Source organism: Streptomyces changanensis, assembly GCF_024600715.1.
GTDB classification, from domain to species: Bacteria; Actinomycetota; Actinomycetes; order Streptomycetales; family Streptomycetaceae; genus Streptomyces; species Streptomyces changanensis.
Genome location: NZ_CP102332.1, coordinates 2,354,681 through 2,380,602, shown reverse-complemented (window position 1 = coordinate 2,380,602; position 25,922 = coordinate 2,354,681). Strand labels below are relative to the sequence as shown.

Genomic DNA, 25,922 nt, shown 5'->3' with positions numbered 1-25,922 from the left:
CTCAGGCGACCTTCGCGCCCACGCGGATCATGTCGGCGATCCGCTCCGGGGCCACCGCCCGGGAGTACAGCCAGCCCTGCCCGGTGTCACAGCCGATCCGGCGCAGCCGCGCCGCCTGCCCGGCCGTCTCCACGCACTCGGCCGTGACGGTCAGCCCCAGTCGGTGCGCCAGGTCCACCATCGTCTCGACGATCACCTCGTCGGCCGGGTTGGGGTGTGCCTCGTCCTGGAAGCCGCGGACGAACGAGCCGTCGAGCTTCAGCACGGACACGGGCAGCCGGCTCAGGTAGGCGAGGTTGGAGTACCCGGTGCCGAAGTCGTCGATGGCGATCCGCACGCCCATGTCGCTGAGCGCCTGGAGCGCCTGGAGCGGGCGCCCGGCCGAGCCCATCACCGCGGACTCGGTCAGCTCCAGCTGGAGCAGGTGGGCGGGGAGCCCCGTCTCGGCCAGGATCCCGGCGACGTCCGTGACGAGGTCGGAGTCCCACACCTGCCGCACGGCGACGTTGACGCTGACGAACAGGGGCCGCTCGCGGGGGTGTTCGAGCTGCCACCGGCGGGCCTGCCGGCACGCGGTCCGCAGCACCCAGCGGCCCAGCTGCACGATCGAGCCGTCCTCCTCGGCGATGCCGACGAACCGATTCGGCGCCAGCGCGCCGAAGCGCGGGTGGTGCCAGCGCACCAGCGCCTCGACGCCCCGCACGGTCCCGTCGGCCATGCCCACCAGCGGCTGGTACTCCAGGGCGAACTCGCCCCGCTCCACGGCCGGCCGGAGCGTGGAGCTGAGCGCCTGCCGGGTCATGCGGTGGGCGTTGCGCTCGGGGTCGAAGAGCGTCCAGCGCGCCTTGCCGTCGGCCTTGGCCCAGTACAGCGTGGTGTCGGCGGCCTGCATCAGGCCGTTCACCGTGGTGCCCGCCGCGAGCCGCTCGACGACGCCGATGGAGGCGGAGACGGACAGCCGCTGCCCCGCGAGGTCGAACGGCCGCTGCACCGCGGCGAGTACGGCCCCGGCGAGCCCGGCGAGCTGGTCGGTGCCGGAGGAGTCCTCGACGAGGATGGCGAACTCGTCGCCGCCGAGACGGGCCACGAGGTGGCCGCCGCCGCGGGCGTGCCCGTCGTTGTCGGCGCACTCCGTGAGGCGGGTGGCGACGGCGGCGAGGAGCCGGTCGCCGACGCGGTGGCCGAGGGTGTCGTTGACGGCCTTGAAGCCGTCGAGGTCGAGGTAGCACAGGCCGATCCGGCCCGTGCCGCCGTCGCCGTGGGAGCCGTACGACTCGTAGGCGTCGTACGAGGAGTTCTCCAGCGCGGAGGTGAGGCGCTCGAAGAACAGGGTCCGGTTGGGCAGGCGGGTGACCGGGTCGTGCATCTGGAGGTGGCGCAGCCGGGCCTGGAGCTCGCGGCGGTCGCTGATGTCGGCGATGGACAGCAGCACGTTGTGGCCGCGGGGCACCGGCGCGACGGTCACCTCCGCCCACAGGGACCGCCCGTCGGGGTGCTTGAGCCGGCGCGTGCAGCGGAACCGCGAGCGGTGGCCGCGCAGCACCTCCCGGTAGGCGTGCCAGGTGCGGGGGTCGCCGGCCAGGTCGACGAGGTCGGCGGCGACCTGGTCGCGCAGCGACGCCGCGTCCGTGCCGAGGAGCGCGGCGAGCGCGTCGTTGGCGTTGAGGACGAGGCCGTCGGGGTCGACGACCGCCATGGCGAGCTGCGCGGCGTTGAACGCCGCGTGGACGTCCCGCAGCTCGCCCGCCGGGACGGGACCGGACCGGGGCGGCGGCTCGGTCCGCGCCGCGTACCGGCGGACGCCGGAGTCGCCCGCCGCCCCGCAGTCACCCTCCGTGATCGCGCGGATCGTGGTGCAGGGCTGCGCGACTGCCGTGTGTCCCGGTCCTTCTGGAGTTCCGCTCACCGCTCGCTCCCGCAGGGCAGTTGTGACGTACAGGTGTGGTCGGGCGAGGTCAGCCAAGGAAAGTGTGCCGATCATAGAGGCTGCCGTTGGGCCGTTCCAGCGCCATCGCCGGGCCGTCGGGGCCTCCGTGTCCGCCTGCCGAACAGGGACGATCGTTTCTGCACGGGTGTGGCGGCGCCCGGTCCCGGTCTGACCGGTTGTGACTGTCAGTGAAGTGACCGATGTGGTCCGGGAGTGTCGCTGCTCACCCGAGTGGTGCAGCGGAACAGGACGAAACGTGGCAAACCCCCACAGGGTGGGATGACGTTCCGCATCTCGCACCCGGAGGTCGACGTGCAGGGTCAGCAGCCACCCGCGCAGCCACCCGGGGGAGTGCACCTGCCGAGCCTGCGCTCCACGGCCGCCGGTGTGTTCTCCCTGATCGCCATCGCCGCCACCGGCCTCGCCGCCGGCCCGGTGGCGGCCGTCCCGTCCACGGGGCCGTGCGTCCTGCCCCGTACCGAGGCCCACCACTCCCTGGGGCTGGACACCTGGAACACCGCCTACCCGCGGCCCGACCGGGCGCTGGACGCGGTGATGGTCTTCCTCTCCTTCCCCGACGCGACCCCCGTGCACGGCACCGAGGTGATCGCCGCGGACCACTTCCCCGGCACCAGCGAGTTCTTCGCGCGCGCCTCGTACGGCCGCTTCGCGCTGCGCGCCGAGCCCCGGCACGGCTGGCTGCGCATGCCGCGTCCCTCCACGGCGTACGCCGTGCGGCGCGACTGGGCGCCTGACCGGCGGGCCGCCTATCTGCGCGACGCGCTGGCCGTGGCGGACCCGGTGGTGGACTTCTCCCGGTACGACGTCGTCTACCTGGTCGCGGACCCGGACGCGCCGGGCGTCGACTCGGACGCGACGAAGGTCGTCAACCTGCGGACCCCGCTGCGGGCGGACGGCACCGACATCGACCGGGTCGTCACCGTCTTCGAGCGGCACCCGCCGGACCGCAACGTCCTCGCCCACGAGACCGGCCACGTCTTCGACCTGCCCGACCTGTACAACCGCCCGGTGGACGGGAAGGGCGACTGGGACACGCACGTGGGCGACTGGGACGTCATGGGCAGCCAGTTCGCCATGGCGCCCGAGCCCTTCGGCTGGCACAAGTGGAAGCTCGGGTGGCTCGACGAGCCGCAGGTGCGCTGCGTGCGCACCCCGCAGTGGGTGACGCTGCGACCGCTGTCCGGCGGGACGGACCCGGACGGCGCGGACGGGGGCGGCTCCGTCCCGGGCGGCGCGGACCCGGCCGTTCCCGTCCCGGGCGCCGCGGACCCGGGCGTTCCCGGCCAGGCCGTTCCCGTCCCGGCCGTTCCCGTCCCGGGCGGGGCGGACCCGGGGGCCGGCTTCGGCGCGCAGGGGGCGGGTGCGGGCGGTGGCGCGGACCCGGGCGGCACAGGCGCGCCGGGTACGGGGGCGGCCGGGCCGGGTGTGGATACGGGCACGGGCGCGGGTACGGCGGCCGACGGCGCGCTGCCCCGCGGTGCGGGGCCGGGGGCGCGGCTGGCGGTGGTGCGCACGGGCCGCGACACCGTGCTCGCCGTCGAGGCGCGCGGCGCGGTCGGCAACGACCGGGGCACCTGCGCGGAGGGCGTGCTCGTCTACCGGGTGCGGGCCGGCGCCGAGTCCGGTGCGGGACCCGTGGAGGTGGTCGACGCCCACCCGCTGACGGCGGCGTGCCGGGACCGCTCGGTGTACCCGCCGCTGGCGGACGCGCCACTTCGTGAGGGCGAGTCGTTCACCGTGCCGGGGGAGGGTGTGCGCGTGCAGGTGGGGGCTCGGACTCCGGCGGGGGACTGGACGGTCCGGATCACGCCGTAGCCACGAGGAAGGCGCACGAAGAAGCCCCCCGCTTCCGCGAGGGGCTTCTTCCGTCTGTGCGCCGCCAGGGACTCGAACCCCGGACCCGCTGATTAAGAGTCAGCTGCTCTAACCAACTGAGCTAGCGGCGCCTGCTGACGTCGTAGACCTTAGCATCCTGCTCCGGGTCGGGCGAAATCGATACCCGGACGGCCCCGGCGGACGTGGCGCGGGCCACGCGGACGCACGCCCACAGGACCACGTCGGGGCCCGGCAGCCAGGGGCGGCGGGTGTCGGGGGCGACGACCCAGCGGGGCCCCTCGCCCCTGCCCCGGACGAGCGGGGGCACGGTGACCGCGTCGCCGAGGCCGTGGCAGAGCAGCGGCGGGACCGCGTCGCCCCACTCCTCCCAGCCCAGCAGGGAGGGCAGCCGCTGGCTCGTGCCGGGGGCGGTGAACAGCAGCATCCGTCCGTGGTGCGCCGCGACCGGGCCGGAGCCGGGGCCCTCCTCCCACAGCCGGTCCAGGAGGCGCCGCCCGAAGACGGCGGGCACGTTCACCACGTCGAAGACGGAACCGCAGGGCAGCACCGCCGGGGCGGTGGGGTGGGCCTCCCACCGCGAGAGGGTGGTGGCCGGGTACGCGGAGCCGGACACCAGCCACTCCGCGCCGTCGGCGGTGATCCGCGTGGCGTGGTGCGGCCCGTCGCCCCCCGGGTGCGGGAGGACGTCGGCGCGACGCTCGTCGGCGTCGCCGTGGACGGGGCTCGGCGGGGTCTCGTCTCGCAACCAGGTCCTCATGCCACCGGTCTACCGAAGGTGACGAAGCGATCTCACTGAGTTCCCGAAAACGGGGACAATCGGGGAGCGGGAGGGGTATCTTTCCCCCTCGGCATATGCCCAGGGCGTGCCCGTGTGGCTCAGTCCTCGCCGGTCCGCCCGCCGCCGCGCAGCAGGTCCCGGCCGAACTCGACCATCTTCTTCGCGTAGTCCTCGGTCCACTCGGCGCGCTGGGCGATGTCCGCCGTGGTCAGCCGGTCGAACCGGCGGGGGTCGGCGAGCTGCGCCGCCGCCATCGCCTGGTACTCCACCGCCCGGTCGGCCGCCGCGCGGAAGGCCAGCGTGAGCTCCGTGGACCGGGAGAGCAGCTCGCGCGGGTCCTCGATGGACTCCAGGTCGAAGAAGTGCTCCGGGTCCGCGGCGGCCTCCGCAGGCTCGAAGAGCAGGGGCGCCGGTTTGAACCGTCGCTGCTGCTCGCTCCGCTCGGTCTCCGCCATCGGTGAACTCCCATCGCTGCTGCCGTGCCGTGCGCTGCCGTGCCGTGCCGTGCGCTCCGTGTGCGCGCAGCCGTCCGGTCGTACCGGCCGTACCGACGGCCACCGACCATTGTCCCGCCTCCCACAAGACCACGTCCCCCGGCTCCGCCCGACCTCGCGCCGACCGCGCCCCGGCTCCGCCCGACGCCCGTCCCGGAGCCCGTTCCGCCGCTCCGAGCGGCGCCCGGCCGGACCGGCGCGCGGGGTCAGGGGCGGTGGCGGACGCGGTGCTCCGCGAGGTGCGAGAGGACCGCGTGGTTCGCCTCCCAGCCGTCCGGGAACTTGACCGTGACGCCCAGCTGGACCGGCTCCGTCGACGGGTGCTCGTCCAGGAGGTCCGCCACGCCCTCGCGGCAGACCACGACGCACGCGTGCCGGTGCCGGGAGGCCAGGACGCACAGGCGGCCGGTCTCCAGGTGGAAGGCCGTGGCGTCCGGCCGGCCCGACAACGGGTGGAGGACGACCGTCACGTCGTACTCGCGCCCCTGGAGGCGGTTCGCCGTGTCCACCGTCACGCCCCGCACGCCGAGGTTGGCGAGGGCCGCGCGGACGGCCGCCGCCTGGTCGCGGTGGGCGGTGCCGACCGCGACGCGGTCCGCGGTGACGGGCACGGGGCCGTCGGACCGCTCGCTGACGGCGACCGCCCCCCGGTCCAGCAGGCGGCGCACCACCAGGGCGCAGGCCCGGACCGCCTCCGGGTCCGTGCGCGGCGTGTGGCGGGCGGGCAGCTCCAGCAGGCCCCAGCCGCTCTCCGCCGCCTCGTCCAGGACGCGGTCGGCGGCGGACACGTCCGACGGCACGCCGAAGGACAGGCGCCGGTCGCCCGGGCCCGTGCCCGCCCGGAACGGCGTGTACGGGTAGAAGGCGGCCGACACCAGCGGCGCCGCCGACGCCGGCAGTCGCCACGACACCGGCAGCCGGTGCTGCGGCAGCCGCGGGTTGTGCGCGAGCAACGTCGACACGGCGCTCGCCGACGGGTCGTACGACAGCCCCGCCCACTGGTCGGCGCCCACCACCGAGAACGGGTCGAGCTGGCCGGGGTCGCCCACGAACAGCGCCCGCTCGAAGAGGCCGGCCACGGCGAGCAGCGCGTCCGACCGCATCTGGTACGCCTCGTCGACGATGGCGTGCCCCCACGGCTCGGCGCCCCGCACGTGCGCCCACTTCGCGGCCGTGGAGATGACCACGTCCAGCCCGGTCAGGTCCGCCACCTTGGCCGACTTCCGGACGTTGCCGAGGTCGTCGAGCGCCTTGTCGTACGGGTCGGAGTCGTTGCTGTGGAGCCGGCCCACCGGCAGCTCGGGGTCCTTCTCGGCGAGCCGCAGCACCAGGTCGTCGACCTGGGCGTTGGTCTGCGCGACCACCATGAGGGGCCGCCCGGCCGCCGCGAGCTCCAGCGCGGCGCGCACCACGAGCGTGGACTTGCCGGCGCCCGGCGGCGAGTCCACGACGACGCCCCGCGCGTCGCCGTGCAGCGTGTCGTCGAGGATCTCCCGGGTGGCCCGGGCGGCCTCGGCGGCGGGATCGAACGGAACGGACGTCACAGCAGGTCCTCCGGCGTCACGGGGTCGGGGATCTCGGCGGCCTCGGAGCGCGGGGGCCCACCGTGCGTCCACGGTGTCTCCTCCGGGTCCGGCAGCTTCGGGCCCACCCGCGGCTCGTGCTCGAACAGCGTCCACACCAGCCGGTCGCCCTTCTCGGGCACCGAGCCCTCGGCCGGGTCCCTGCCGCGGCCCATCCGGTCCAGCAGCCGCAGCACCAGCGACCCGTCCTCCTCGTACCGGACGAACTCCGCGGCCTGCGGCCGGCCGTCCAGCGACCGGTACGCCTTGACCCGCTCGCCGACGTGCGGGGCGTCGTCCGTGCGCACCGTCAGCAACGGGCGCGGGGAGGGCCGCTTCGACTCCGTCCAGGCCATCGTCACGTCGACCACCTCGGCGAGGAACGCCTCGCCGGCGAGCCGCCGCCCCGCCATCGCCAGCGGGTCGTCCAGCGCCTCCTGCGCCTCCAGCTGCGTCTGGGCGCTCTCCCGCGCGGCGAGCTTGTTCGCCGCCGTGACGGCGTCGTCCCGGCGCGGCTGCGGCGGTTCGCCCGCCCGCACCCGGTCGCGGTGGCCGGTGAACGACCAGCGGTCGCGGGTCCACCGGTCGGCCACGCGCGCCCCCGGCGGCAGCTCCCGAGCCAGGTCCAGCGCCCGCCACACGGCGTGCCACGTGGGCCGCAGCTGGGACAGGACCAGCCGCCTGACCTCGCGTTCGGCGTGGTGCAGGTCCCCCAGCCGCTCGTCGGCCGCCTCCCCGTCCTCGGCGGACGCCAGGGCCTGCCGGGCGCGGTCGTACCGCTCGATCGCGGGGGCGAGGAGCCGGTTGTCGAAGGCGGGGTCGGTCGCCGGGCCGGCCGGCGGGCACAGCAGCTGCCCGTCCCGGTCGCGCCCCAGCTCGGCCCGGAGGGCCGCCTCCGCCCCGGACCCGCCCCCCACGTCGGGAGCGTCGATCCAGGCGAGCAGCGCCCCCAGGTGCTGGTCCTCCAGCGACGACTGACCCGTCGCCCAATGGCGGTTCAGCAGGTCCGTCGCCGCCAGCAGCAGCGACGAGCCGGGCACCCGCGCCCGCTCCCCGTAGTGCGTCAGCCACCGCCCCAGCAGCGGCACCCGCGGCGGCGCCGGGAACGGTGTCTCCGGGTCCTGCTCGGCCGTGCGCCGGAACCGCATCGACCGACCCAGCAGCCGTACGTACTCGACGCCCGCCCGGCTCGGCACGATCAGCTGCGGCGCGTCCGCGCACAGCTCCACCTCGACCTTGACCTTCTTGCCGGTCTCCGGATCCGTCTGGCTGCGCTCGGCGGCCTCGACGTCGTCCGCGTACCCGTCGACGTACGGCAGGACCGCCTCGGCCAGGTCCGCCAGGAACGCGAAGCGCAGGTCCCGGTCGCGCGGCTGCGGCACGACCAGCAGCCGCGGCTCCTCCCGGTCCGTGCCCACCAGCGCCCCCAGCGGCGCACCCGCCTCACCGGCGGTCGTCAGCGGGACGAGGACGAGGGGCCGCTCCGACAGGTGCCGGTGGCGCACCGTGGCCAGCGGCCGGGCGCGCCCGGACTCGACGGCCTCCAGCCGGGCGAGCGTGGAGATCAGTGACACGCGCCCGCCCCCTCCAGGGACTCGGCCCGCAGCGCGGCCGCCCGCCGCAGCGCCGCCACGGCCGGGTCGCGGGGGTCGCCCGCCTCGCCGCGCGCCGCCGCGAGGACGTCACCGACGGTCCTCAGCCCGCCCAGCTCACCCCGTACGGAACGGCCGAGCGCCTCCACGGCGCCCGCGGCGCGGGCCCGGCCGCGGCAGTGGAACGCCAGCTCGCACGCGGCCAGGCACTCCGGCGCGTACGCGTGCGGCACCGCGTCCACGGCGGCGGTCAGCTGATCCGCGGAGCACGTCGACATGTCGAAGGAGACCCCTTCGGGCAGGGCCGCCGCGATGTCCTCGACGCGGGTCAGCCGGGCCAGCTGCCGCCGGGTGACGGACAGCTGCTTGCGGACGTCGACGACCGAACCGGTCGGCTCGTTGGAGAAGTCCCTCGGGCAGACCAGCAGCACCGCGTGGTCCACGGCGGCGCCGTCCGTGACGGCCGCGACCCGCTCCAGCGCCAGCACGTACACCGCGGCCTGCCGGGCCGCCGCGCCGACCTTCGCGGCGTCCGCCGAGCCGTCGATCATCGGGAAGGACTTGATCTCCACGACCGCCCACCGGCCGTCCGGCCGCACCACGACCGCGTCCGGCTCCAGGTAGGCCGGGGAGCCGGCCACCTCCAGCGCCAGCATCGGGTGGTCGAGCAGGGCCCAGCCGCCGCCCGCCGTGGCCTCGCGCAGCGCCAGCGCCGTGCGCGCCGCCCGCCCCTCGGGGCCGGCCGCGGCGAGGTCCGGCGTCCACACGCCGTCCGGCCCGTCCGCGCCGAGCAGCCGCAGCAGCTCGGCGCCCCCGTCGGCCTTGACCTTCGCCTCGAAGGCGTTGCCGCGCATGAAGGCGAACTGCGACTGCCCGAACCCGGACGACGCGCCCAGGGCCGTCGCCAGCGCGGCCTTGTCGACCCCGGCGCCGTCGAGCAGGGCCCGGCGCCGGCAGCCCGGGTTCGCGGCGAGGGCGGCCAGCGCACGGGCGTCCAGCGGGTGCGGCGCGGCGGCGGGGCCGCGCAACTCCGCCAGCCGCCGCCGCAGCGCCCCCGGCGGGACCTGCGGGGTCTGCGGGACGTGCGGGTCCCGCTGCGCCTGTGGGGCCTGCGGGGCCGGCCGGTTCTGCGGGGTCCGCGGAGCCGGAAGCGGTCCGCTGCCCAGGGAATCGCTCACCGCGGCAGTCTCGCATCCGCCACTGACATGTGGGGCGGGGTCGCGCCACTCGCCCCCCGCGGCCGTCCGTGATCCCGTGCGCGATGATGGACGGGTACGTCGCTGCACCCGCCGAAGTGTGCACCCCCCCCGCGTGACCCCCAGGAGTACGCCCCATGGCACCGCGCATCCTGCTCGCCCGGCACGGCCAGACCGAGTGGTCGCTGCTCGGCCGGCACACCGGCCGGACGGACATCCCCCTCCTCGACGAGGGCCGGCAGGGCGCCGAGCTGCTCGGCAAGCGGCTCCACCGGGCCCGCTGGGCGGGCCTGGAGGGGTACGAGATCCGCACGAGTCCGCTAGCCCGCGCGCGGGAGACCTGCGACCTGGCCGGCTTCGGCGCCCGCGCCGAGGAGTGGGACACGCTCATGGAGTGGGACTACGGCGCGTACGAGGGCATGACGCCCGCCGAGATCCACGCCGTCCGGCCGGGCTGGCTCATCTGGCGCGACGGCGTGCCGGAGGGCGAGACGCTGGCGCAGCTGTCGGCCCGCGCCGACGAGGTCGTGGAGTGGGCCCGCTCGGCCGACCGGGACGTGCTGGTCTTCGCGCACGGCCACATCCTGCGGTCGATCGCCGCGCGCTGGCTGGGCGAGGACGTCTCCTTCGCGGCGCGCGTCCGCCTCGACCCGACGAGCCTGTCGGCGCTCGGCTGGGCGTACGGGGCACCGGCGATCGAGCGCTGGAACGACACGGGACACCTGGAAGCCTGACCCCGCGCGCGGGGCGCCCGCCCCAGGGCCGCCCACGCGGGCGTCCGGGCCGCCCTGGGAAACCCCGGACCGCTCCACGCAGCCCCGGGCCGCGCCGCACGGGCATCCCGGGCCGCGCCCCGGGCATACCGGGCCGTCCTGCGGAAATCCGCCCGCCCGGCCGCCGGCTCCCCCTAGGCGCCGCCGCCCGTTCCCGGTCCCGGGCCCGGTGCGAGGGCCGGGACCGTCGACCGGTGGCGGGCCAGGAACGCCGCCACCTCCGGCACGTCGCGCCGGGCGTGCAGCACCCGCGCCGTGTCGGCGAGCATCGCCTGGACCCGCGCCGAGCGGACCTCCACGTCGTCCAGCAGGTCCAGGACCCGGCCCCCGACGGCCGCCGCCTCCTCCACCGCGCCCCCGCGCGCCAGGTCGCCGGTGAGCTGGGCGTGGTAGAGGGCGAGGTTCCGGGCGAAGTGCGGGTCGTTCAGGGCGGCGGCGCGGCGGGCGTGGCGCACGGCGCGGGCCCCGTCGCCCAGCAGCGACCACGCCTGGGCCTCCAGGAACTCCAGCTCCGGCGCGCCGAAGAACGACATCCACTCCGGGTCGGCGTCCGAGGCGCCCCGCCCGAACTGGGTGTGCGCCCGCCCCAGGGCCTCCTCGCACGCCGTGCGATCGCCGAGCCCCGCCCAGCCGGCCGCCTCCCGCATCGCCAGGAGCGACAGCAGCCGCGCCGACGACAGATGCTTCGCCGCGTGCTGCCCGGCCTGCGCCGCGCGCACCGCCTCCCGGAACCGGCCCGCGTCCTTCGCCAGGAACGACGTGTTGGAGAAGGCGTGCGCCTCCAGACCCGGATCGGCCCCCACACGCGCGGTGGCGAGCGCCTCCGCGTAGTGCGAACGGGCGTCCTCCAGGCGGCCCGAGTCGTGGGCCAGCCAGCCGACGGAGAGGGCCAGCTCACCCGCGCCCGCCGTGAGCCGGTCGGCCGTCGACCGGCGGGTGGTCGTCCCCGCGTCGAGCAACGCGTACGCCGTGCGCAGCGGCTCCGCGGCGCGGCGGTACAGCCCGTCGGCGCCGTACCGGTCGTCCAGCAGCCGGATCCGCCGTACGGCCTCCTCGACCGCCGCCACCTCGGACTCGCCGAAGCGGCCGCCGGCACGCGGCGCCGGGATCGTCCCGAGCGGCTCCGTCCCGCCGCCCCGCTCCGCCGCCGCCCGGGCGGGAGCGAGGCCGAACGAGACGGCCGCCACGGTGACGGTTCCGCCCGTCATGAATGCGCGACGCAGCACGTCGCTCTCCTCATCGTTCGGGATGGTGGTGGGGGGTTCGGGAGCGGCGGCCACCGCACGCGCCCCCCGACCGCGTACCCGCTCCCGCGCGACGAACCCCAGATCGGTCAGCGACAGACCGGGGAACATGTGCAGGAACACCCGCTCGTACGCGTAGTTGGGGCAGCGGATCTCCCCCGACTCGACGCGTCCGACGTAGCGGGCGTCGCACGCCACGTGCTCGCCGATCTCGCGGCCCGCCCGGCGCACCGCGGCGGCGAACTCCGCCGGGGAGCGCGGGCCCCGCAGCCGTCGGAAGGCGAGATTCGGAACTGCCCGTGACGAGGCCATGGCGAGCCCTCTCCTGCGTGCTGCCGATGCTCCGGCGATGCAAGAACGTACCTGCCGGGGCGGGGCACACACGCACGGTTTGGCTACAAACGGGATATCTCACCCACGATCCGCCATGAACTGCCATCCTTTGCGGCGGCATCCGGCCGTAGCTGTTGACGCCGCCGGCCGTTGAACCCCCCGGAGAGACGGCCCGTGTCTCCACTCGGGGCTCGAGCGAGGAGGCAATCCCTTGTTGGAGGTCGGTATGGAGACAGGACGACCCGCCCACGGCGTGCCAAGCGGCACCGCGCGGCACACGCCCGTCCCCGACGGCGGCGCCTGCCCGGCCGGGGGCCACGGCGCCCCGGACGGCGCCCGGGAGCACACCGCGGACGGCAGGGGCGCCGCGCCCCGCGGGGGGGCGCCGTGCGATCTGGTCACCGTGCCCGCCCGGCGGGGCCTGGAGGCCGTCGACATCCTCCGCCGCGTCGCCCCCGCCGTCGGCCCCGTCCTCCACGACGACGCCAGCGACACGCTCGGCTTCGTCGTCCCGCCGGGCACGGCCGCGGCCTGGGACGTACCGGGCAGTGCCTGTACCGGTACCGACGGCCGGGGCCTGCGCCTCCCCGCCGACCCGGCCGCCCCCGCCCCCGCCCCCGGGGCCGCACCGCCCCCGCCCCCCGCCGGTACCGGCTGGCTGCTGCCGCCCGCCGACACCGACCCGGTCACCGACCCCGAGGCGCTGCGCGAGGCCCTCGACGAGGCGGCCCGCCTCATCGAGGCCGCGGACAACTGTCGCTAGGGGGCGTCGTCCCGTCGATCGGCCGGATCGACGGGAACACCCCGGGGGCCCCGGCCGGGGGATGCTCAGGCAGGCAGGCAGGCGGGCAGGCAGGCAGGCAGGCAGGCGGGCAGGCAGGCACCGGCCCGGGGACGGGCGGCCTGCGGCGCGGCCGATAATGGCCGTGTGGCGAGGAACAAGGAACGGCGCGGGCGCACGGCGGCCCCGGAGACCCTGCGCGAGACCGTCGACGGCGGGCTCGCCGAACTCGTCCCCGACCGGGAGCGGGCCCGGGCCTGGACGCTGCTCGTCGACGGCGCGCCCCAGTCACACGTGGACCTCGACGACCCCGCCCACCTCGACTTCGCGTACCAGCGCCGCCTCGGCCACGTCATCGACCTCGCCGCGCCCGCCGGCCGCCCCCTGCACGCCGTCCACCTCGGCGGCGGCGCCCTCACCCTCGCCCGCTACGTCGCGGCCACCCGGCCCCGCTCCACGCAGCAGGTCGTCGAGATCGACGCGCCCCTCGTCCGGTTCGTCCGCCGGGCCCTGCCCCTCGAACCGGCCGCGCGGATACGGGTGCGGGGCGGCGACGCGCGCGCCGGCCTCGGCAGGCTCCCCGACGGCTGGGCCGACCTCGTCGTCGCCGACGTCTTCAGCGGCGCCCGCACCCCCGCGCACCTCACCAGCACGGAGTTCCTCGCCGAGGTGCGGCGCGTGCTGAAGCCGGGCGGCCACTACGCCGCCAACATCGCCGACGGGCCGCCCCTGGCGCACCTGCGCGGCCAGATCGCCACCGCGGCCGCCGTCTTCCCCGAACTGGCGCTCGCCGCCGACCCCGTCGTCCTGCGCGGCCGGCGCTTCGGCAACGCGGTGCTCGTCGCCGCCGACACCCCGCTGCCCGTCGCCGAGTTCACCCGCCGCGTCGCGACCGACCCGCACCCCGGCCGGGTCGAACACGGGCGCGCCCTCGCCGACTTCACCGGCGGCGCCTCCCCCACCACCGACGCCTCCGCGAAGCCGTCCCCGCCGCCCCCGCCGTCGGTCTTCGACGCGTAACCGCCGCACCCCGCCCCGCCCTTCCGTTCGGATCACCGAACGGGTTTTCGCGGTTTCCGTTATCCGCGTCCCGCCGTCGGGTCTCCCCTCGTGCCAGAGGAACGAGAGGACCGGGCGCCGCCCGGGGACAGTGAGGGGCGCGACGTGCAGAGGGAACCGGAAGCCGCGGTGGTCAGGGCGGCGCAGCAGGGGGAGACGTGGGCGCAGGACCGGCTGATCGCCGCCTACCTCCCCCTCGTCTACAACATCGTCGGGCGGGCCCTGAACGGTCACGCCGACGTGGACGACGTCGTCCAGGAGTCGCTGATCCGGGCCCTGACGGGACTCGACGCCCTGCGGGACCCCGACCGCTTCCGGTCGTGGCTGGTGGCCATCACCATGAACGGGATACGCGCCCACCACACGGCGCGGGCGTCCGGCGCCGTGGCGGTGGCGCCCGACCGGGTCCAGCAGGTCGCGGACCCCGGTGCCGACTTCGTGGACCTGACCATCGTCCGGCTGGGCCTGTCCGGGCAGCGCCGCGAGGTCGCCGAGGCCACGCGGTGGCTCGACGCCGACGACCGGGAGCTGCTGTCGCTGTGGTGGCTGGAGGCGGCGGGCCGCCTCACCCGCGTCGAGGTGGCCGCCGCGCTGGACCTGTCGCCGCAGCACACCGCCGTACGGGTGCAGCGCACCAAGGGCCGGTTGGAGATGGCGCGGCTGGTGGTGCGGGCCCTGGCGGCGGTGCCCCGGTGCGTGCTCCTCGACGACGCGCTCGGGGCCTGGGACGGCGCGCCGTCGGCGCTGTGGCGCAAGCGGCTCGCACGGCACGTGCGCGACTGCACGGTCTGCTCCGGGTATGAGTCCGGGCTCGTGCCCGCGGAGGGGCTGCTCGCCGGGCTCGGTCTCGTGCCGGTGGCGGCCGGGCTGCTGGCGGCGCTGCCGGGCGGTGACGGCCCGTCGCTCGCGGAGACCACCGCCGCCACCCCGGCCGCCGCCGCGGCGGGCGGCCCCGCCGTAGTCGTCGGCCGCCGGGCGGCGCAGCGCGGCGCCGCGCGGGCGCGCCGCCGCCGTACGGCCGCGGGCGCCGCGGTGGCGCTGCTGGTCGGCGCGGGCGCGGTGACCGGGGTCGTACTGCTGCCCGGCGACGGCGACACCGACGCCGTACGCGTCCAGTCGGCGCTGCCCGGGGACGGCAACCCGCGGCCCCTCGCGGTGGGCTCGCTGCAGCCCGCCGCCCCGACCGCGCCGAGCCCGTCGACGGCGTCGTCCTCCCCGTCCCCCGCCGCCTCCGCCTCCGCGTCCCCGGCGGCGTCCGCCTCGCCGAAGCCCTCCGCGACGGCCGGCCCGACCTCGGCGCCCAGCCCGAGCGCCACCCCCTCCGCGCGCCGGAGCACGCCCACCGCCGAGCGCGACGACTCCGACCGGTCCGGCGGGACGAGCCGGCGGTACAGCGCCACCCGGCCCTCGGGCGGCGGCTCGTACGGCGACCGGGTCACCGCGCTCGTCAACACCGAGCGCGCGCGCAACGGCTGCGGCCCCGTCTCCCGGAACGGCCTGCTCGACACGGCCGCGCTGCGGCACTCCGAGGACATGGACGCCCGCGACTACTTCGACCACCGGTCACCGGACGGCACCGACCCCGGCGACCGCGTCACCGCCGCCGGGTACCGGTGGAGCACGTACGGCGAGAACATCGCCCGCGGCCAGCAGACGCCCGAGGCCGTCATGGAGTCGTGGATGAACAGCCCCGGCCACCGCGCCAACATCCTCAACTGCTCGTTCAAGGAGATCGGCGTCGGCCGGCACGACGCGTCGGGCGGCCCCTGGTGGACGCAGGTCTTCGGCGCGGCGGGCTGACGGACACCGCAGCCGGCAGCACGGGTGCTCCCGGTGCTCCCGGGTCTCCCGGTGGTACCGGTGCTACCGGTGCTGCCGGTCTACGCGTCACGCTCGTCGACCTCGACGCGGGGCGGGCCGTCGTGCCAGACGCAGAACACGGAGACCTCCCGGCCGTCCCGGGTGAACGTCACACGGATCCAGGTGTCCTGCTTCCACACCTGCATCCGCCACCCGGACGCCGGGGTCGCCGAGACGAGTTCGGCCGACGTCTCGCCCAGATCGAACGCCACCCGGCCGCCGTCGACGACGTGACTCCGCACCGTCCCCGCCGACGAGCCGGACGAGTCCGGCGGGTTCGGCTCCGACGGCCCGGGGGACGGCCGATGGGCGGACGGCGAGCCGTCCGGGTCCGCCGGCGCCGGCGACGGGGGCCGCCCCGACGGGCGGGCCGGCGAGGCGGACGGGAAGGCGGACGGCGCGGGGGAGCCGGGGTCCGGCCGGACCGGCGAACGCGGCGGCGCGGACGGCGCCGCGGCCGGGTCGTCGTCGGTCACCGCGGCGAGCGGCAGGGCGCTCGGCCGGTCGTAGACGCTGCCCGCCAGGACCGTGTGCACGCCCCACCACGAGAGGGTGACCGCCGCGCCCGTGGCGAGCGACCACGCCAGGGCATGGACCAGTCCTCTTCGCATCCGGGCCATACTGCACCACACGGCCACGGCGTCAACGACGGTCCCGCTCATTCCGCCTGATGGCGTACGGTGCCGCCCATGGCAAGTGTGCTCGTGGTCGAGGACGACCAGTTCGTGCGCTCCGCCCTCATCCGGCACCTGGCCGACGCCTCCCACACCGTGCGGAGCGTCGGCACGGCCCTGGAGGCGCTGCGCGAGGTGGCCCACAACCGGTTCGACGTGGTCATCCTCGACCTCGGTCTGCCCGATCTGGACGGGGCGGAGGCGCTGAAGATGCTGCGCGGCGTCACCGACGTACCCGTGATCATCGCGACGGCCCGGGACGACGAGGCGGAGATCGTCCGGCTCCTCAACGACGGCGCCGACGACTACCTCACCAAGCCGTTCTCCGTGGAGCACCTGTCCGCGCGGATCGCCGCCATCCTGCGGCGCGCGCGGGGCGGTGCCGGGGAGACCGGCCCGGACACGGTCCTCCGCGTCGGTGGCCTCGCCGTCGATCCGCTGCAGCGCCGCGCCGAACTCGATGGCCACCCCCTGGACCTGACGCGCCGGGAGTTCGACCTGCTGGCGTTCCTCGCCGGGCGGCCCGGCGTCGTCGTCCCGCGCCGGGAACTCCTCGCCGAGGTGTGGCAGCAGGCGTACGGGGACGACCAGACGATCGACGTCCATCTGTCGTGGCTGCGCCGGAAGCTGGGCGAGACCGCCGCCGCCCCCCGCTACCTGCACACCCTGAGGGGCGTCGGCGTGAAGCTGGAGCCGCCTCGGTGAGGTGGGCGCTCGTCAGGGTGGCGCTGGCGGTCACGACGATGGTCGTGATCGCCTTCGCCGTCCCCCTCGGACTCGTCACCCAGGAGCTGGCCCGCGACCGGGCCTTCGGCAACGCCGAACGGCAGGCCGCCGCGATCGGCCCCACCCTGTCCGTCACCACCGACCGGTCCGCGCTGGAGCGGGCCGTCGCCTCCACCCAGGCGGGCGCCGACGGCCGCATGGCCGTCCACGTCCCCGCGTCGCCCGGTCGGCCCGGCGCGCGGGACGTGCGGATCGGCACGGGCCGGGCCACGGCCGCCGACCTGGACACCGTACGGCGGGTGCCGCGCGCCTCGGTGACGGACGTGGCGGGCGGCTCGGTGCTGCTCCAGCCGACCGCGCTCGGCACCGGGCAGATCGCCGTCGTCGAGGTGTTCGTCCCCGAGGGCGAGCTGACCCGCGGCCTCACCACCGCCTGGCTGGTCCTCGCCGGGGTGGGCGCCGCCCTCGTCGTCGGGTCGGTCGCCGTCGCCGACCGGCTCGGCGTACGGACGGTGCGGCCCGCGCAGCGCCTCGCCCGCGCCGCCCACGACCTCGGCGAGGGCCGGCTCGGCGCCCGCGTACCGGAGGACGGGCCCGCGGAACTGCGGGCCGCGGCCGTCGCGTTCAACGCGATGGCCGACCAGGTCGTCCGGCTCCTCGCCAACGAGCGGGAGCTCGCCGCCGACCTGTCGCACCGGCTGCGCACCCCGCTGACGGTGCTGCGCCTCAACGCCGCCTCCCTCGGCGACGGCCCGGCCGCCGACCAGACGCGGGCGGCCGTCGAGCAGTTGGAGCGGGAGGTCGACACGATCATCCGTACCGCCCGGGAGGCAAAGCCGCAGACGCGGGCGGCGGGGCCGGGCGCCGGCTGCGACGTCTCCGAGGTGGTCCGCGACCGGATGGCGTTCTGGTCGGCGCTCGCCGAGGACGAGGGCCGCACGGTGCGGCTGGCCGGCGTGGAGCGACCCGTACGGGTCCCGGTCGCCCGCCCCGACCTGGCGGCGGCGCTGGACGCGCTGCTCGGCAACGTCTTCCGGCACACGCCGGAGGGCACCGCCTTCTCGGTCGACGTCCACAACGGCGACGACGCCGTCATCGTGCTCGTCTCGGACGCCGGGCCGGGCATAGCCGACCCGCTCGCCGCCCTGGCCCGCGGCAACAGCGGCGCGCGGGACGGCTCGACGGGGCTCGGGCTGGACATCGTGCGCCGGGTCGCCGAGTCGACCGGCGGCGACGTCCGCATCGGCCGCTCCGTCCTCGGCGGCACGGAGGTCCGGGTCCGGCTCGGCCTGGACGGCCACCGCCCGGACCCGGGCGGGCGGCGCGGCCGGCGCGGGCGGCGGACGGCCCCCCGCCGCGGCCCCGGCCGCTGACCGACCACCCCGGACGGGCCCCGGCCGGCAGGCCCAGGCCGCCACGCGCGCCCGACAGCCGCCACCCGCGCCCGGCGGCAGGGCGCCGGGCGTCGGGCGCAGGTCGGGCGACGGCCCCGCCACCCCCGACCGGGCAGCCGCGACCCGCACCCGGCGGCCCGGACCGCCACGCGCACCCGACAGCCGCGACCCGCACTGGCAGCCGTGGCCCGCACCGGCAGGCGGCACCCGCACCAGGTACCCGTGACCCGCACCCGGCGGCCCAAGCCGCCACGCGCGCCCGGCAGTCGCGGCCCGCACCCGGCATCCGCGGCCCGCACCGGCGGCCGTACCCGCACCGGCGGCCTATGCCCCGCGGCCGGGCGTCGGGCGTGCGTCGGTCAGGGGGTCACGCGGGTGAGTTCCTCCATGCCGCCGCCCTCGCGGTCGGCGCGGGCGACGTAGAGCTTGCCCTCCCCGGCCGGGGTGAGGACCATGCGGCCGCGCACGGGGCAGGCGGCGCTGCCGGGTTCGAGCGGGCTGAGGACGAGCCGGTCGCTGTGGGCGCCGGTCAGGACCGAGATCCAGGCGCACTCCGCGTGCCGGCCGGAGCCGGTGGCGGTGGCGACCCTCTTCCCGAACCGGCCCTGGGTGACGGTGAGCTTCAGCCGGTCGTCCTCCCCCGGCGTGTCCAGCCGCCACGTGCCGAGGAACTTCGGGTGCACCGCGGCCTCGCTGGTCGTGGCCGGTTCGAGGACGGCCTTCGCGCCGCCCATCTCCCAGTCCAACTTGCCGTCGGTGCGCGTGGCGAGCGTCAGCGGCGGGGGCGGCGTGCACTGCTCCGCCCCCTTCGGCACGGCCGTCTTCCGGACGCCCGCGCCCAGGGAGATCCGCCGGTCGTCGACGGACGCGAGCGGGCTCTCGCCCTCGCAGAGCGCGGTGGGGCCGGTCAGCGTGACCGTGGCGACCCGCATGCCCTTCTCGCCCTGCACCACCTCGAACCGCCCGTGCAGCTCCCGGTCCGAGTCCGTGCGGATCATGCCTTCCCACGAGCCGAGGTACGCGTCGGGGACGGCGCCCTCGATCTTGCGGATCTCGGGTGTCTCCTCACCGCCCTTGTTGACGAGGAGGCCGATCAGGAAGAGCAGCACCGGCACCAGCAGGATGCCGCCGACGACCGAGCCGACCACGATCAGCGCCGTGCGCCCCCGCTCCTGCGCGGTGCCGGCGCGGGCGCGGGCACCGGCACGGGGGTGGGCGCGTAGGGCTGGACGGGCGGCCCGTACGGGCCGGAGTGCGGCGGGGCGTACGGGCCCGGCCCGGGCGGCGGCGTGCCGAAGGCGGTCGGCCCGTACGGCGAGGGGGCCGGGCCCTGCGTCGGGAACGGCGCCGGCGGTGCGGGCGCCGACAGCCGCGTCGAAGGGTGGGCGCCCGCCGCGGCGGGCGCCTCCGCGTCAAGCAGCTGCGCGGCACGCCGGCCGAGCTGCGCCAGGAGCGCCCCGGGCAGCCACGCGCCCGCCGGTTCGGCGTCCCGCGTGGCCTCGACGAGCTCGGCGACCGTCGGCCGGCCCGCCGGGTCCTTCACCAGGCACGCCCGGACCAGCCCGGCCACCGCCGACGGGACGCCGTCGAGGTCCGGGTCCTCCTGCGCGATCCGGTACAGCAGGCTGTGGACGCCGCTGTCGGCACCGCCGAACGGGGTGCGTCCCGTCGCCGCGTACGCGAGGACCGCGCCCAGGCAGAAGACGTCGGACGCGGGCGTGACCGCCTGGCCGCGGACCTGCTCGGGCGACATGAAGCCGGGGGAGCCCACCATCACGCCGGTCTGCGTGCGGACGTCGCCCGTGGCGGCGAGCCCGTCCAGCGCGCGGGCGATGCCGAAGTCGATGACGCGCGGCCCGTCGACCGTGACCAGGATGTTCGACGGCTTCAGGTCGCGGTGGACGAGGCCGACCGCGTGGATGGCCGCCAACGCCTGGGACAGCCCGCTCGCCAGGGCCCGCACGGACGTGTCGGGCAGCGGCCCGTGGTCCTCGCCGACGACCTGCGTGAGGGAGGGGCCCGGCACGTACCCCGTCGCCACCCACGGCACCGCGGCGCCGGTGTCGGCGTCCAGCACCGGGGCGGTCCACTGGCCGCCGACCCGCCGCGCGGCGGACACCTCCTGCGCGAACCTCCGCCGGAACTCGGCGTCCTGGGCCAGCTCCGCCAGGACCAGCTTCACGGCGACGGTACGACCACCCTCGCTGCGGGCGAGGTACACACGGCCCATGCCCCCCGCCCCGAGCCGGCCGAGGAGACGGTAGGGGCCTATCCAGGAGGGGTCTTCAGCGGTGATCGGTTGCACCGGGGGATCTTCGCACAGCGGCCCCGGCGGGGGAGGCGGGGCCGCGACCGCCGGCTGGTCCTCCACCTTTAATCCACGCCCATGGCTTCCTTAAGCGGAGCCTAAGATCACCGAGCCCCGCCCTTGGCGGCCGTTTTGTCCGGTCGGTGGCGGCTAGCGTGCTGCCGCGTCCACCCCCCACCCGTACACGAGGCAGGCACATCGATGGGAACGACCACGCACCGGCGCAGGGCCGGCGGCAGGGCGAAGGCGGTCGGCGCGCTGGTCGCGGCGGCGGTGGCCGCGGGCACGGCGTTCGCGTTCACCGGCACGGCGCAGGCCGCCGGCGTCAGCGCCGCGTACACCCGGACCAGCTCCTGGGCGGGCGGCTACACCGGCCAGTACGTCGTCACCAACACCACCGGCGCGGCCCGTTCGGGCTGGAAGCTGGAGTTCGACCTGCCCGCGGGGACGCGTCTGACCTCGCTGTGGAACGGCCGGCACACCGTCGAGGGACGGCACGTGACGGTGGAGCCCGAGAGCTGGAACCGGGACCTCGCGCCGGGCGCCTCGGTCGGCGTCGGCTTCGTCACCGGCGCGGACGGCGGCGCGGCGGGCGACCCGACGGGCTGCCTCATCGACCGGGTCGCGTGCTCCGCCGGTCCCGGTACGACGCCGCTCCCCACCGGCCGACCCACCGGGCAGCCCACCACCGGCCCCGGCACCACCGCGCCGCCCACGCCGACCGCCTCCCCGACGACCACCCCCACCCCCACGGCCGTGCCGACCCCGACGGCGACGGCCCCCACCACCCCCGCGCCCACCGGCGCCCCGGCGGCCGGCGCGCGCTTCGCGCCGTACGTCGACACCTCCCTGTACCCGGCGTACGACCTGCTGGACACCGCGGCGAAGACCGGCGTCAAGCAGTTCAACCTGGCCTTCGTCACCGCCGGCGGCGGCTGCGAGCCGCGCTGGGGCGGCGTCACCGCACTCGCCGACGACCGGGTCGCCGCGCAGATCGGCGCCCTGCGCGCCGCGGGCGGCGACGTACGCGTGTCGTTCGGCGGCGCCGCGGGCCGTGAACTGGCCCTGAACTGCGCGACGACCGCCGAGCTGACCGCCGCGTACGGCAAGGTCGTCGACGCGTACCGGCTCACCAAGGTCGACTTCGACGTCGAGGGCGCCGCCCTGCCCGACGCCGCCGCCAACACCCGCCGGGCCCAGGCCATCGCCCGGCTCCAGAAGACCCACCCGGACCTCGACGTGTCGTTCACGCTGCCGGTCATGCCGGAGGGCCTGACGCAGCCGGGCGTGGACCTCCTCGCCGACGCCCGCCGCAACGGCGTCCGCGTCGACGCCGTCAACATCATGGCGATGGACTACGGCCCGGCCTACGCCGGCGACATGGGCCGCTACGCGGTCCAGGCGGCCACGGCGACGCAGGCGCAGCTCAAGGGCGTGCTCGGGCTGTCCGACGCGGCCGCGTGGAAGACGGTGGCCGTCACCCCGATGATCGGCGTCAACGACGTCACGACGGAGGTCTTCCGCGTCGACGACGCGACCGAGCTGGTGGACTTCGCCCGGTCGAAGGGGCTCGGCTGGCTGTCGATGTGGTCCTCGACCCGGGACAAGCAGTGCCCCGCGGGCGAGGTCGGCCACGCCGACGCGACGTGCAGCTCCATCCTCCAGCAGCCGCTCGCCTTCACCCGGGCGTTCGCCGCCTACCGCTGACCGGCCCCCGGGGGCGCCGGGGCACCCCGCCCCGGCGCCCCCGGCACCCCCTGCACCGCGCGCTCCGGCCGACACCCCCACCCCGGCCGGAGCGCGCGGCCTCACGCCCCCGGCAGCTCCGGCAGTTCGCCGCTGCGCGCGACCCGCCCGTACCAGTGGGCGCTCGCCTTCGGGGTGCGGACCTGTGTGTCGTAGTCGACGTGCACGGCGCCGAACCGCTTGTCGTACCCGTACGCCCACTCGAAGTTGTCCAGCAGCGACCACAGGAAGTACCCGCGCACGTCCGCGCCGCCCTCCACGGCCCGGTGCACCGCCTCCAGGTGGGCGTGGACGTAGGCGATGCGCTCCGGGTCGTGGACGGCGCCGTCCGCCCCGACCGCGTCCTCGTACGCGGCGCCGTTCTCCGTGACGTACAGCGGCAGTTCCGGGTACCGGCGCGACAGCCGCGTCAGCAGGTCGTACAGGCCGGAGGCGTCCACCGACCAGCCCATCGCGGTGAGGTCGCCGGGCGGCTGGTGGAAGGCCACCTCGTCCGCGGCCGGCCACGGCGACGACGTCCCGCCGCCGTGCCCGCCGTCGCCGCCGGCCGACCCGTCGCCGCCCGCGGACACCAGGGTCGGCGTGTAGTAGTTGACGCCCAGGAAGTCCAGCGGCTGGTGCGCCGTCGCCGTGTCGCCGGGCCGGACGAACGACCAGTCCGTGAGGCGCGCCGTGTCGGCCGGCAGGTCCTCCGGGTAGGCGCCGTCGAGCATCGGCCCCAGCCACACGCGGTTGCCGACCGCGTCGATGCGGCGGGCCGCGTCCAGGTCGCCGGGCGCGTTCGTCAGCGGCCGGACCTCGTGCAGGTTGAGCGACACGCCCACCTCGGCGCGCGGCGGCAGCGCCGCGCGCAGCGCCTGCACGCCGAGGCCGTGGGCGAGGTTCAGGTGGTGCGCGGCGCGCAGGGCGGCGACGGGGTCGGTGCGGCCGGGCGCGTGGACGCCGGAGCCGTACCCGAGGAAGGCGGTGCACCAGGGCTCGTTGAGGGTCGTCCAGCGCTCCACCCGGTCGCCGAGCGCGTCCGCGACGAGCGCCGCGTACGCGCCGAACCGCTCGGCGGTGGCCCGCTCCGGCCAGCCGCCCGCGTCCTCCAGCTCCTGCGGCAGGTCCCAGTGGTACAGGGTCAGGGCGGGCCGGATGCCGGCGTCGAGCAGCTCGTCGACGAGGGCCCGGTAGAAGTCGAGGCCCTTCTGCACGGCGGGGCCCCGCCCGGTGGGCTGCACCCGCGACCAGGAGACGGAGAAGCGGTAGGCCGTGAGGCCCAGCTCCCGCATCAGCCGGACGTCGTCGCGGAAGCGGTGGTAGTGGTCGACGGCCACGTCACCGGTGTGGCCGCCGAACACCTTCCCCGGCGTGTGGGAGAAGGTGTCCCAGATGGAGGGCGTACGGCCGTCCTCGGCCGAGGCGCCCTCGATCTGGTACGCGGCGGTGGCGGCCCCCCAGAGGAAACCGGGCGGGAAGTGGCGGGTCGCGGTGAGCGGCCGGGCTTCGGACGCAGTCATAGGAGAGCGCTCCCAACGCGGGTAGGAAGGAGTGACGTGATGGGTGCCGGACCGGCGGTGCGGTGCGGGGTGCGGCGGTGCGGTGTGCGGGGTGCGGTGCGGCGGTGCGGCGGTGCGGCGCGGCGTGATGCGAGGCGGTGCCGGGCGGCGCGCGTCAGCTCTTGACCGCGCCCGAGGTGATGCCGCCCACGATGTGCTTGCCGAGCAGCGCGAAGACCAGCAGCAGGGGCACGGTGGAGATCAGCGCGCCCGTCAGCACGACGGCCTGGTTGATGGTGTGGTTGCCGGAGCCCAGACCGGCGAGCGCGACCTGGAGCGTCGGGTTCCCGTCCGGGGTCAGCGCGATGAACGGCCAGAAGAAGTCGTTCCACGCCTGGACGAAGACGAGCATGCCGAGGACGGCCATCGCGGGCCGCGCGACCGGGAACACCACGTGCCAGATGATCCGCAGGCTGTGCGCGCCGTCCACCCGCGCCGCCTCGACCAGTTCGACGGGCAGCGCCTCCAGCAGGTACTGCCGCATGAAGAACACGCCGAACGCGGCGACCAGCGACGGCAGGACCACCGACTGCAGCTGGTCCACCCAGCCCAGGTCGGTGATGATCTGGTAGAGCGGGATGACGCTGAGCTGCGGCGGGATCGTCATCGTCGCGACCACCAGGGCCAGCAGCACGTTGCGGCCCCGGAACGGCAGCTTGGCGAAGGCGAACCCGGCCAGCGTGGAGAACAGCACGGTCGACACGGCCACCAGCCCGGCCACGACGGTCGTGTTGACGAGGGCCTCGCCCATGTCGACCTGGTTCCAGGCGAAGGACAGGTTCTCGAACAGGCGTGGTCCCGGCAGCAGCGGGGCGGGCGCCTCGACGACACGCTCCCCGGTGTGCGAGGCGGCGACGAGGTTCCAGTACAGCGGGAACAGGGACACCAGGGCGGCCAGCCCCAGCAGGACGTAGGTGACGGGCCCGGCGTGGTGCTGCCGGCCGGCCGTCTGCGTGAGCTTCATCGGTCAGGACCCCTGCCTCTTGCGGTGGACGCGGGCGGACAGCAGCCGCAGGCCGCCGATGAGCAGCAGGAGCAGCAGCATCACCCAGGCGATGGCCGACGCCTGCCCGAGCGCGCCCGTCACCCAGCCCTTCTCGTACATGAGCAGGCTCAGCGTCTGGAACTGGTTGCCGCTGCCGCCGCTCACGCCGAGGCTCCCGCCGAAGAGCATCGGCTCACCGAACAGCTGGGTCGCGCCGATCGTCGACACGACGATGGTGAAGAGGATCGTCGGCCGGATCGAGGGGATCGTGACGCTGACGAACTGCCGCCAGCGCGAGGCCCCGTCGAGCGCGGCCGCCTCGTACAGGTCCTGCGGGACGGCCTGCATCGCGGCGAGGTAGATCAGCGCGTTGTACCCGGTCCACCGCCACGTCACGATCACCGAGATGGCGATCTGCGCCGGCCACTTCGAGGACTCCCAGCTGACCGGCTCGAAGCCGACCCAGCCCAGCACGGTGTTGATCAGCCCGTAGTCGCTGTTGAACAGCTGTGCGAAGACGAGCGTGGCGGCGGCGATGGACGTGGCGTACGGGGCGAGCACCGCGACGCGGAAGAAGCCGCGCCCGCGCAGCTTGTAGTTGAGCAGGTGCGCCAGGCCCAGCGCCATCAGCAGCTGGGGGACGGTGGAGAGCACGCCGATGGTGAACGTGTTGGCCAGCGCGTTCCAGAAGAAGTCGCTGTCCCACAGGGCGGTGTAGTTGTCGGCGCCGCGCCACTCGGCCTCGCCGCCCAGCTCGACCCGGTGCAGGGAGAGCCAGCCCGTGTACACCAGCGGGAAGAGCCCGAACGCGGCGAAGCAGAGGAAGAAGGGCGCGACGAACGCGTACGGCGTCGCCTTGAGGTCCAGGCGGTAGAGCCTGCTGCGCCAGCCGGCGCGCGCCGGGGTCGGTGTCGGCTTCCGGAGGGCGGGGGGCGGAGGAGGAGGGGGCGGCGGCGTACCGTCGGCCGCCGCCCGGACGGAGGTGGCCACGAGGCGGTCCTTTCGGTCGGGGGGTCCGGTGGCCCGGCTTCGCCGGGGGTGCGGGTGGCCCGGGTTCGCCGGGGCAGTCGTGGGCCGGGCGCTCGGCGGACG

The 25,922-nt window shown here is 76.2% G+C and carries 20 protein-coding genes, 1 tRNA gene and 1 pseudogene; 8 read left to right on the top strand and 14 right to left on the bottom strand.

Annotated elements, in window-relative coordinates:
• Position 1: 1 nt before the first annotated feature.
• Positions 2 to 1,906, bottom strand: coding sequence for a putative bifunctional diguanylate cyclase/phosphodiesterase (locus NRO40_RS10550; RefSeq protein ID WP_058944339.1), 1,905 nt, complete (start codon positions 1,904 to 1,906; stop codon positions 2 to 4).
• Between the two features lie 300 nt (positions 1,907 to 2,206).
• On the opposite strand from NRO40_RS10550, the gene NRO40_RS10545 reads away from it, so the two are divergent.
• Complete coding sequence (locus tag NRO40_RS10545) at positions 2,207 to 3,763, top strand: M6 family metalloprotease domain-containing protein (RefSeq protein WP_079047381.1); 1,557 nt, start codon at positions 2,207 to 2,209, stop codon at positions 3,761 to 3,763.
• Positions 3,764 to 3,820: 57 nt separating this feature from the next.
• Here the strand turns inward: NRO40_RS10545 and NRO40_RS10540 are convergent.
• The 6 genes from NRO40_RS10540 to NRO40_RS10515 all read right to left on the bottom strand — a co-directional run bounded on the left by NRO40_RS10540 (position 3,821) and on the right by NRO40_RS10515 (position 9,388).
• Positions 3,821 to 3,894 (bottom strand) — tRNA-Lys (locus NRO40_RS10540).
• Positions 3,885 to 4,541 carry a bifunctional DNA primase/polymerase gene (locus NRO40_RS10535; protein ID WP_079047380.1) on the bottom strand — a complete coding sequence of 219 codons (657 nt, stop codon included), beginning with the start codon at positions 4,539 to 4,541 and terminating at the stop codon, positions 3,885 to 3,887. The genes NRO40_RS10540 and NRO40_RS10535 overlap by 10 nt, the downstream gene beginning before the upstream one ends.
• Positions 4,542 to 4,660: 119 nt before the next feature.
• Positions 4,661 to 5,017, bottom strand: coding sequence for a hypothetical protein (locus NRO40_RS10530; RefSeq protein WP_058944337.1), 357 nt, complete (start codon positions 5,015 to 5,017; stop codon positions 4,661 to 4,663).
• Between the two features lie 245 nt (positions 5,018 to 5,262).
• Complete coding sequence (locus tag NRO40_RS10525; protein ID WP_058944336.1) at positions 5,263 to 6,600, bottom strand: AAA family ATPase; 1,338 nt, start codon at positions 6,598 to 6,600, stop codon at positions 5,263 to 5,265.
• Complete coding sequence (locus NRO40_RS10520; RefSeq protein ID WP_058944335.1) at positions 6,597 to 8,192, bottom strand: hypothetical protein; 1,596 nt, start codon at positions 8,190 to 8,192, stop codon at positions 6,597 to 6,599. Before NRO40_RS10520 ends, NRO40_RS10525 begins: the two co-directional genes overlap by 4 nt.
• Positions 8,183 to 9,388, bottom strand: coding sequence for a hypothetical protein (locus NRO40_RS10515; protein WP_079047379.1), 1,206 nt, complete (start codon positions 9,386 to 9,388; stop codon positions 8,183 to 8,185). Before NRO40_RS10515 ends, NRO40_RS10520 begins: the two co-directional genes overlap by 10 nt.
• A gap of 155 nt (positions 9,389 to 9,543) precedes the next feature.
• Between NRO40_RS10515 and NRO40_RS10510 the strand changes: the two genes are divergently transcribed.
• Positions 9,544 to 10,140, top strand: coding sequence for a histidine phosphatase family protein (locus tag NRO40_RS10510; RefSeq protein ID WP_058944334.1), 597 nt, complete (start codon positions 9,544 to 9,546; stop codon positions 10,138 to 10,140).
• A gap of 173 nt (positions 10,141 to 10,313) precedes the next feature.
• On the opposite strand, the gene NRO40_RS10505 is transcribed toward NRO40_RS10510, so the two are convergent.
• A complete protein-coding gene (locus NRO40_RS10505) occupies positions 10,314 to 11,735 on the bottom strand; it encodes a hypothetical protein (RefSeq protein ID WP_058944333.1) in 1,422 nt (473 codons plus the stop codon).
• Between the two features lie 247 nt (positions 11,736 to 11,982).
• On the opposite strand from NRO40_RS10505, the gene NRO40_RS10500 reads away from it, so the two are divergent.
• The 3 genes from NRO40_RS10500 to NRO40_RS10490 all read left to right on the top strand — a co-directional run bounded on the left by NRO40_RS10500 (position 11,983) and on the right by NRO40_RS10490 (position 15,396).
• The gene (locus NRO40_RS10500) at positions 11,983 to 12,519 is read left to right on the top strand and encodes a hypothetical protein (protein ID WP_107115200.1); all 537 of its coding nucleotides are present in this window, start codon (positions 11,983 to 11,985) and stop codon (positions 12,517 to 12,519) included.
• Between the two features lie 165 nt (positions 12,520 to 12,684).
• Entirely contained in the window at positions 12,685 to 13,557 is an 873-nt protein-coding gene (locus NRO40_RS10495; protein ID WP_058944332.1) for a spermidine synthase, read from the top strand.
• A gap of 144 nt (positions 13,558 to 13,701) precedes the next feature.
• On the top strand, positions 13,702 to 15,396 hold the full coding sequence (locus tag NRO40_RS10490; RefSeq protein WP_058944331.1) for a sigma-70 family RNA polymerase sigma factor: 1,695 nt from the start codon (positions 13,702 to 13,704) through the stop codon (positions 15,394 to 15,396).
• An 80-nt stretch (positions 15,397 to 15,476) separates the two neighbouring features.
• Here the strand turns inward: NRO40_RS10490 and NRO40_RS10485 are convergent, their stop codons facing one another.
• Positions 15,477 to 16,076, bottom strand: a complete 600-nt coding sequence (locus NRO40_RS10485) for a hypothetical protein (RefSeq protein WP_058944330.1) — start codon at positions 16,074 to 16,076, stop codon at positions 15,477 to 15,479.
• A gap of 69 nt (positions 16,077 to 16,145) precedes the next feature.
• Here NRO40_RS10485 and NRO40_RS10480 point away from each other — a divergent pair, with 69 nt between their 5' ends.
• On the top strand, positions 16,146 to 16,835 hold the full coding sequence (locus tag NRO40_RS10480) for a response regulator transcription factor (RefSeq protein ID WP_079047377.1): 690 nt from the start codon (positions 16,146 to 16,148) through the stop codon (positions 16,833 to 16,835).
• Positions 16,832 to 18,229 carry a sensor histidine kinase gene (locus NRO40_RS10475; RefSeq protein ID WP_058944328.1) on the top strand — a complete coding sequence of 466 codons (1,398 nt, stop codon included), beginning with the start codon at positions 16,832 to 16,834 and terminating at the stop codon, positions 18,227 to 18,229. The genes NRO40_RS10480 and NRO40_RS10475 overlap by 4 nt, the downstream gene beginning before the upstream one ends.
• A gap of 380 nt (positions 18,230 to 18,609) precedes the next feature.
• On the opposite strand, the gene NRO40_RS10470 is transcribed toward NRO40_RS10475, so the two are convergent.
• Together NRO40_RS10470 and NRO40_RS10465 are read right to left on the bottom strand one after the other, a co-directional pair.
• Positions 18,610 to 19,398: a hypothetical protein gene (locus tag NRO40_RS10470; protein WP_257375386.1), complete on the bottom strand. Its 789-nt coding sequence runs from the start codon at positions 19,396 to 19,398 to the stop codon at positions 18,610 to 18,612.
• A gap of 29 nt (positions 19,399 to 19,427) precedes the next feature.
• Positions 19,428 to 20,555 (bottom strand): annotated as a pseudogene (locus tag NRO40_RS10465) (serine/threonine-protein kinase); the annotation flags it as partial.
• Between the two features lie 204 nt (positions 20,556 to 20,759).
• On the opposite strand from NRO40_RS10465, the gene NRO40_RS10460 reads away from it, so the two are divergent.
• Positions 20,760 to 22,265 (top strand): glycoside hydrolase family 18 protein, encoded by a 1,506-nt coding sequence (locus NRO40_RS10460; RefSeq protein ID WP_058945024.1) that lies wholly within the window; start codon positions 20,760 to 20,762, stop codon positions 22,263 to 22,265.
• Positions 22,266 to 22,366: 101 nt separating this feature from the next.
• Here NRO40_RS10460 and NRO40_RS10455 read toward each other — a convergent pair whose 3' ends face one another.
• The 3 genes from NRO40_RS10455 to NRO40_RS10445 form a co-directional block, all read right to left on the bottom strand.
• Positions 22,367 to 23,806, bottom strand: a complete 1,440-nt coding sequence (locus NRO40_RS10455; protein WP_058945025.1) for a GH1 family beta-glucosidase — start codon at positions 23,804 to 23,806, stop codon at positions 22,367 to 22,369.
• A 154-nt stretch (positions 23,807 to 23,960) separates the two neighbouring features.
• Positions 23,961 to 24,809, bottom strand: a complete 849-nt coding sequence (locus NRO40_RS10450; RefSeq protein WP_058945026.1) for a carbohydrate ABC transporter permease — start codon at positions 24,807 to 24,809, stop codon at positions 23,961 to 23,963.
• Between the two features lie 3 nt (positions 24,810 to 24,812).
• Positions 24,813 to 25,820, bottom strand: coding sequence for a carbohydrate ABC transporter permease (locus NRO40_RS10445; protein WP_058945027.1), 1,008 nt, complete (start codon positions 25,818 to 25,820; stop codon positions 24,813 to 24,815).
• Between the last annotated feature and the right edge of the window lie 102 nt (positions 25,821 to 25,922).

Coding starts and splice junctions, on each gene's coding strand:
- NRO40_RS10545 (WP_079047381.1), top strand. CDS start 2,207: ATGACGTTCCGCATCTCGCACCCGGAGGTCGACGTGCAGGGTCAGCAG.
- NRO40_RS10485 (WP_058944330.1), bottom strand. CDS start 16,076: ATGGCCCGGATGCGAAGAGGACTGGTCCATGCCCTGGCGTGGTCGCTC.
- NRO40_RS10505 (WP_058944333.1), bottom strand. CDS start 11,735: ATGGCCTCGTCACGGGCAGTTCCGAATCTCGCCTTCCGACGGCTGCGG.
- NRO40_RS10500 (WP_107115200.1), top strand. CDS start 11,983: ATGGAGACAGGACGACCCGCCCACGGCGTGCCAAGCGGCACCGCGCGG.
- NRO40_RS10450 (WP_058945026.1), bottom strand. CDS start 24,809: ATGAAGCTCACGCAGACGGCCGGCCGGCAGCACCACGCCGGGCCCGTC.
- NRO40_RS10460 (WP_058945024.1), top strand. CDS start 20,760: ATGGGAACGACCACGCACCGGCGCAGGGCCGGCGGCAGGGCGAAGGCG.
- NRO40_RS10530 (WP_058944337.1), bottom strand. CDS start 5,017: ATGGCGGAGACCGAGCGGAGCGAGCAGCAGCGACGGTTCAAACCGGCG.
- NRO40_RS10535 (WP_079047380.1), bottom strand. CDS start 4,541: ATGAGGACCTGGTTGCGAGACGAGACCCCGCCGAGCCCCGTCCACGGC.
- NRO40_RS10510 (WP_058944334.1), top strand. CDS start 9,544: ATGGCACCGCGCATCCTGCTCGCCCGGCACGGCCAGACCGAGTGGTCG.
- NRO40_RS10455 (WP_058945025.1), bottom strand. CDS start 23,806: ATGACTGCGTCCGAAGCCCGGCCGCTCACCGCGACCCGCCACTTCCCG.
- NRO40_RS10480 (WP_079047377.1), top strand. CDS start 16,146: ATGGCAAGTGTGCTCGTGGTCGAGGACGACCAGTTCGTGCGCTCCGCC.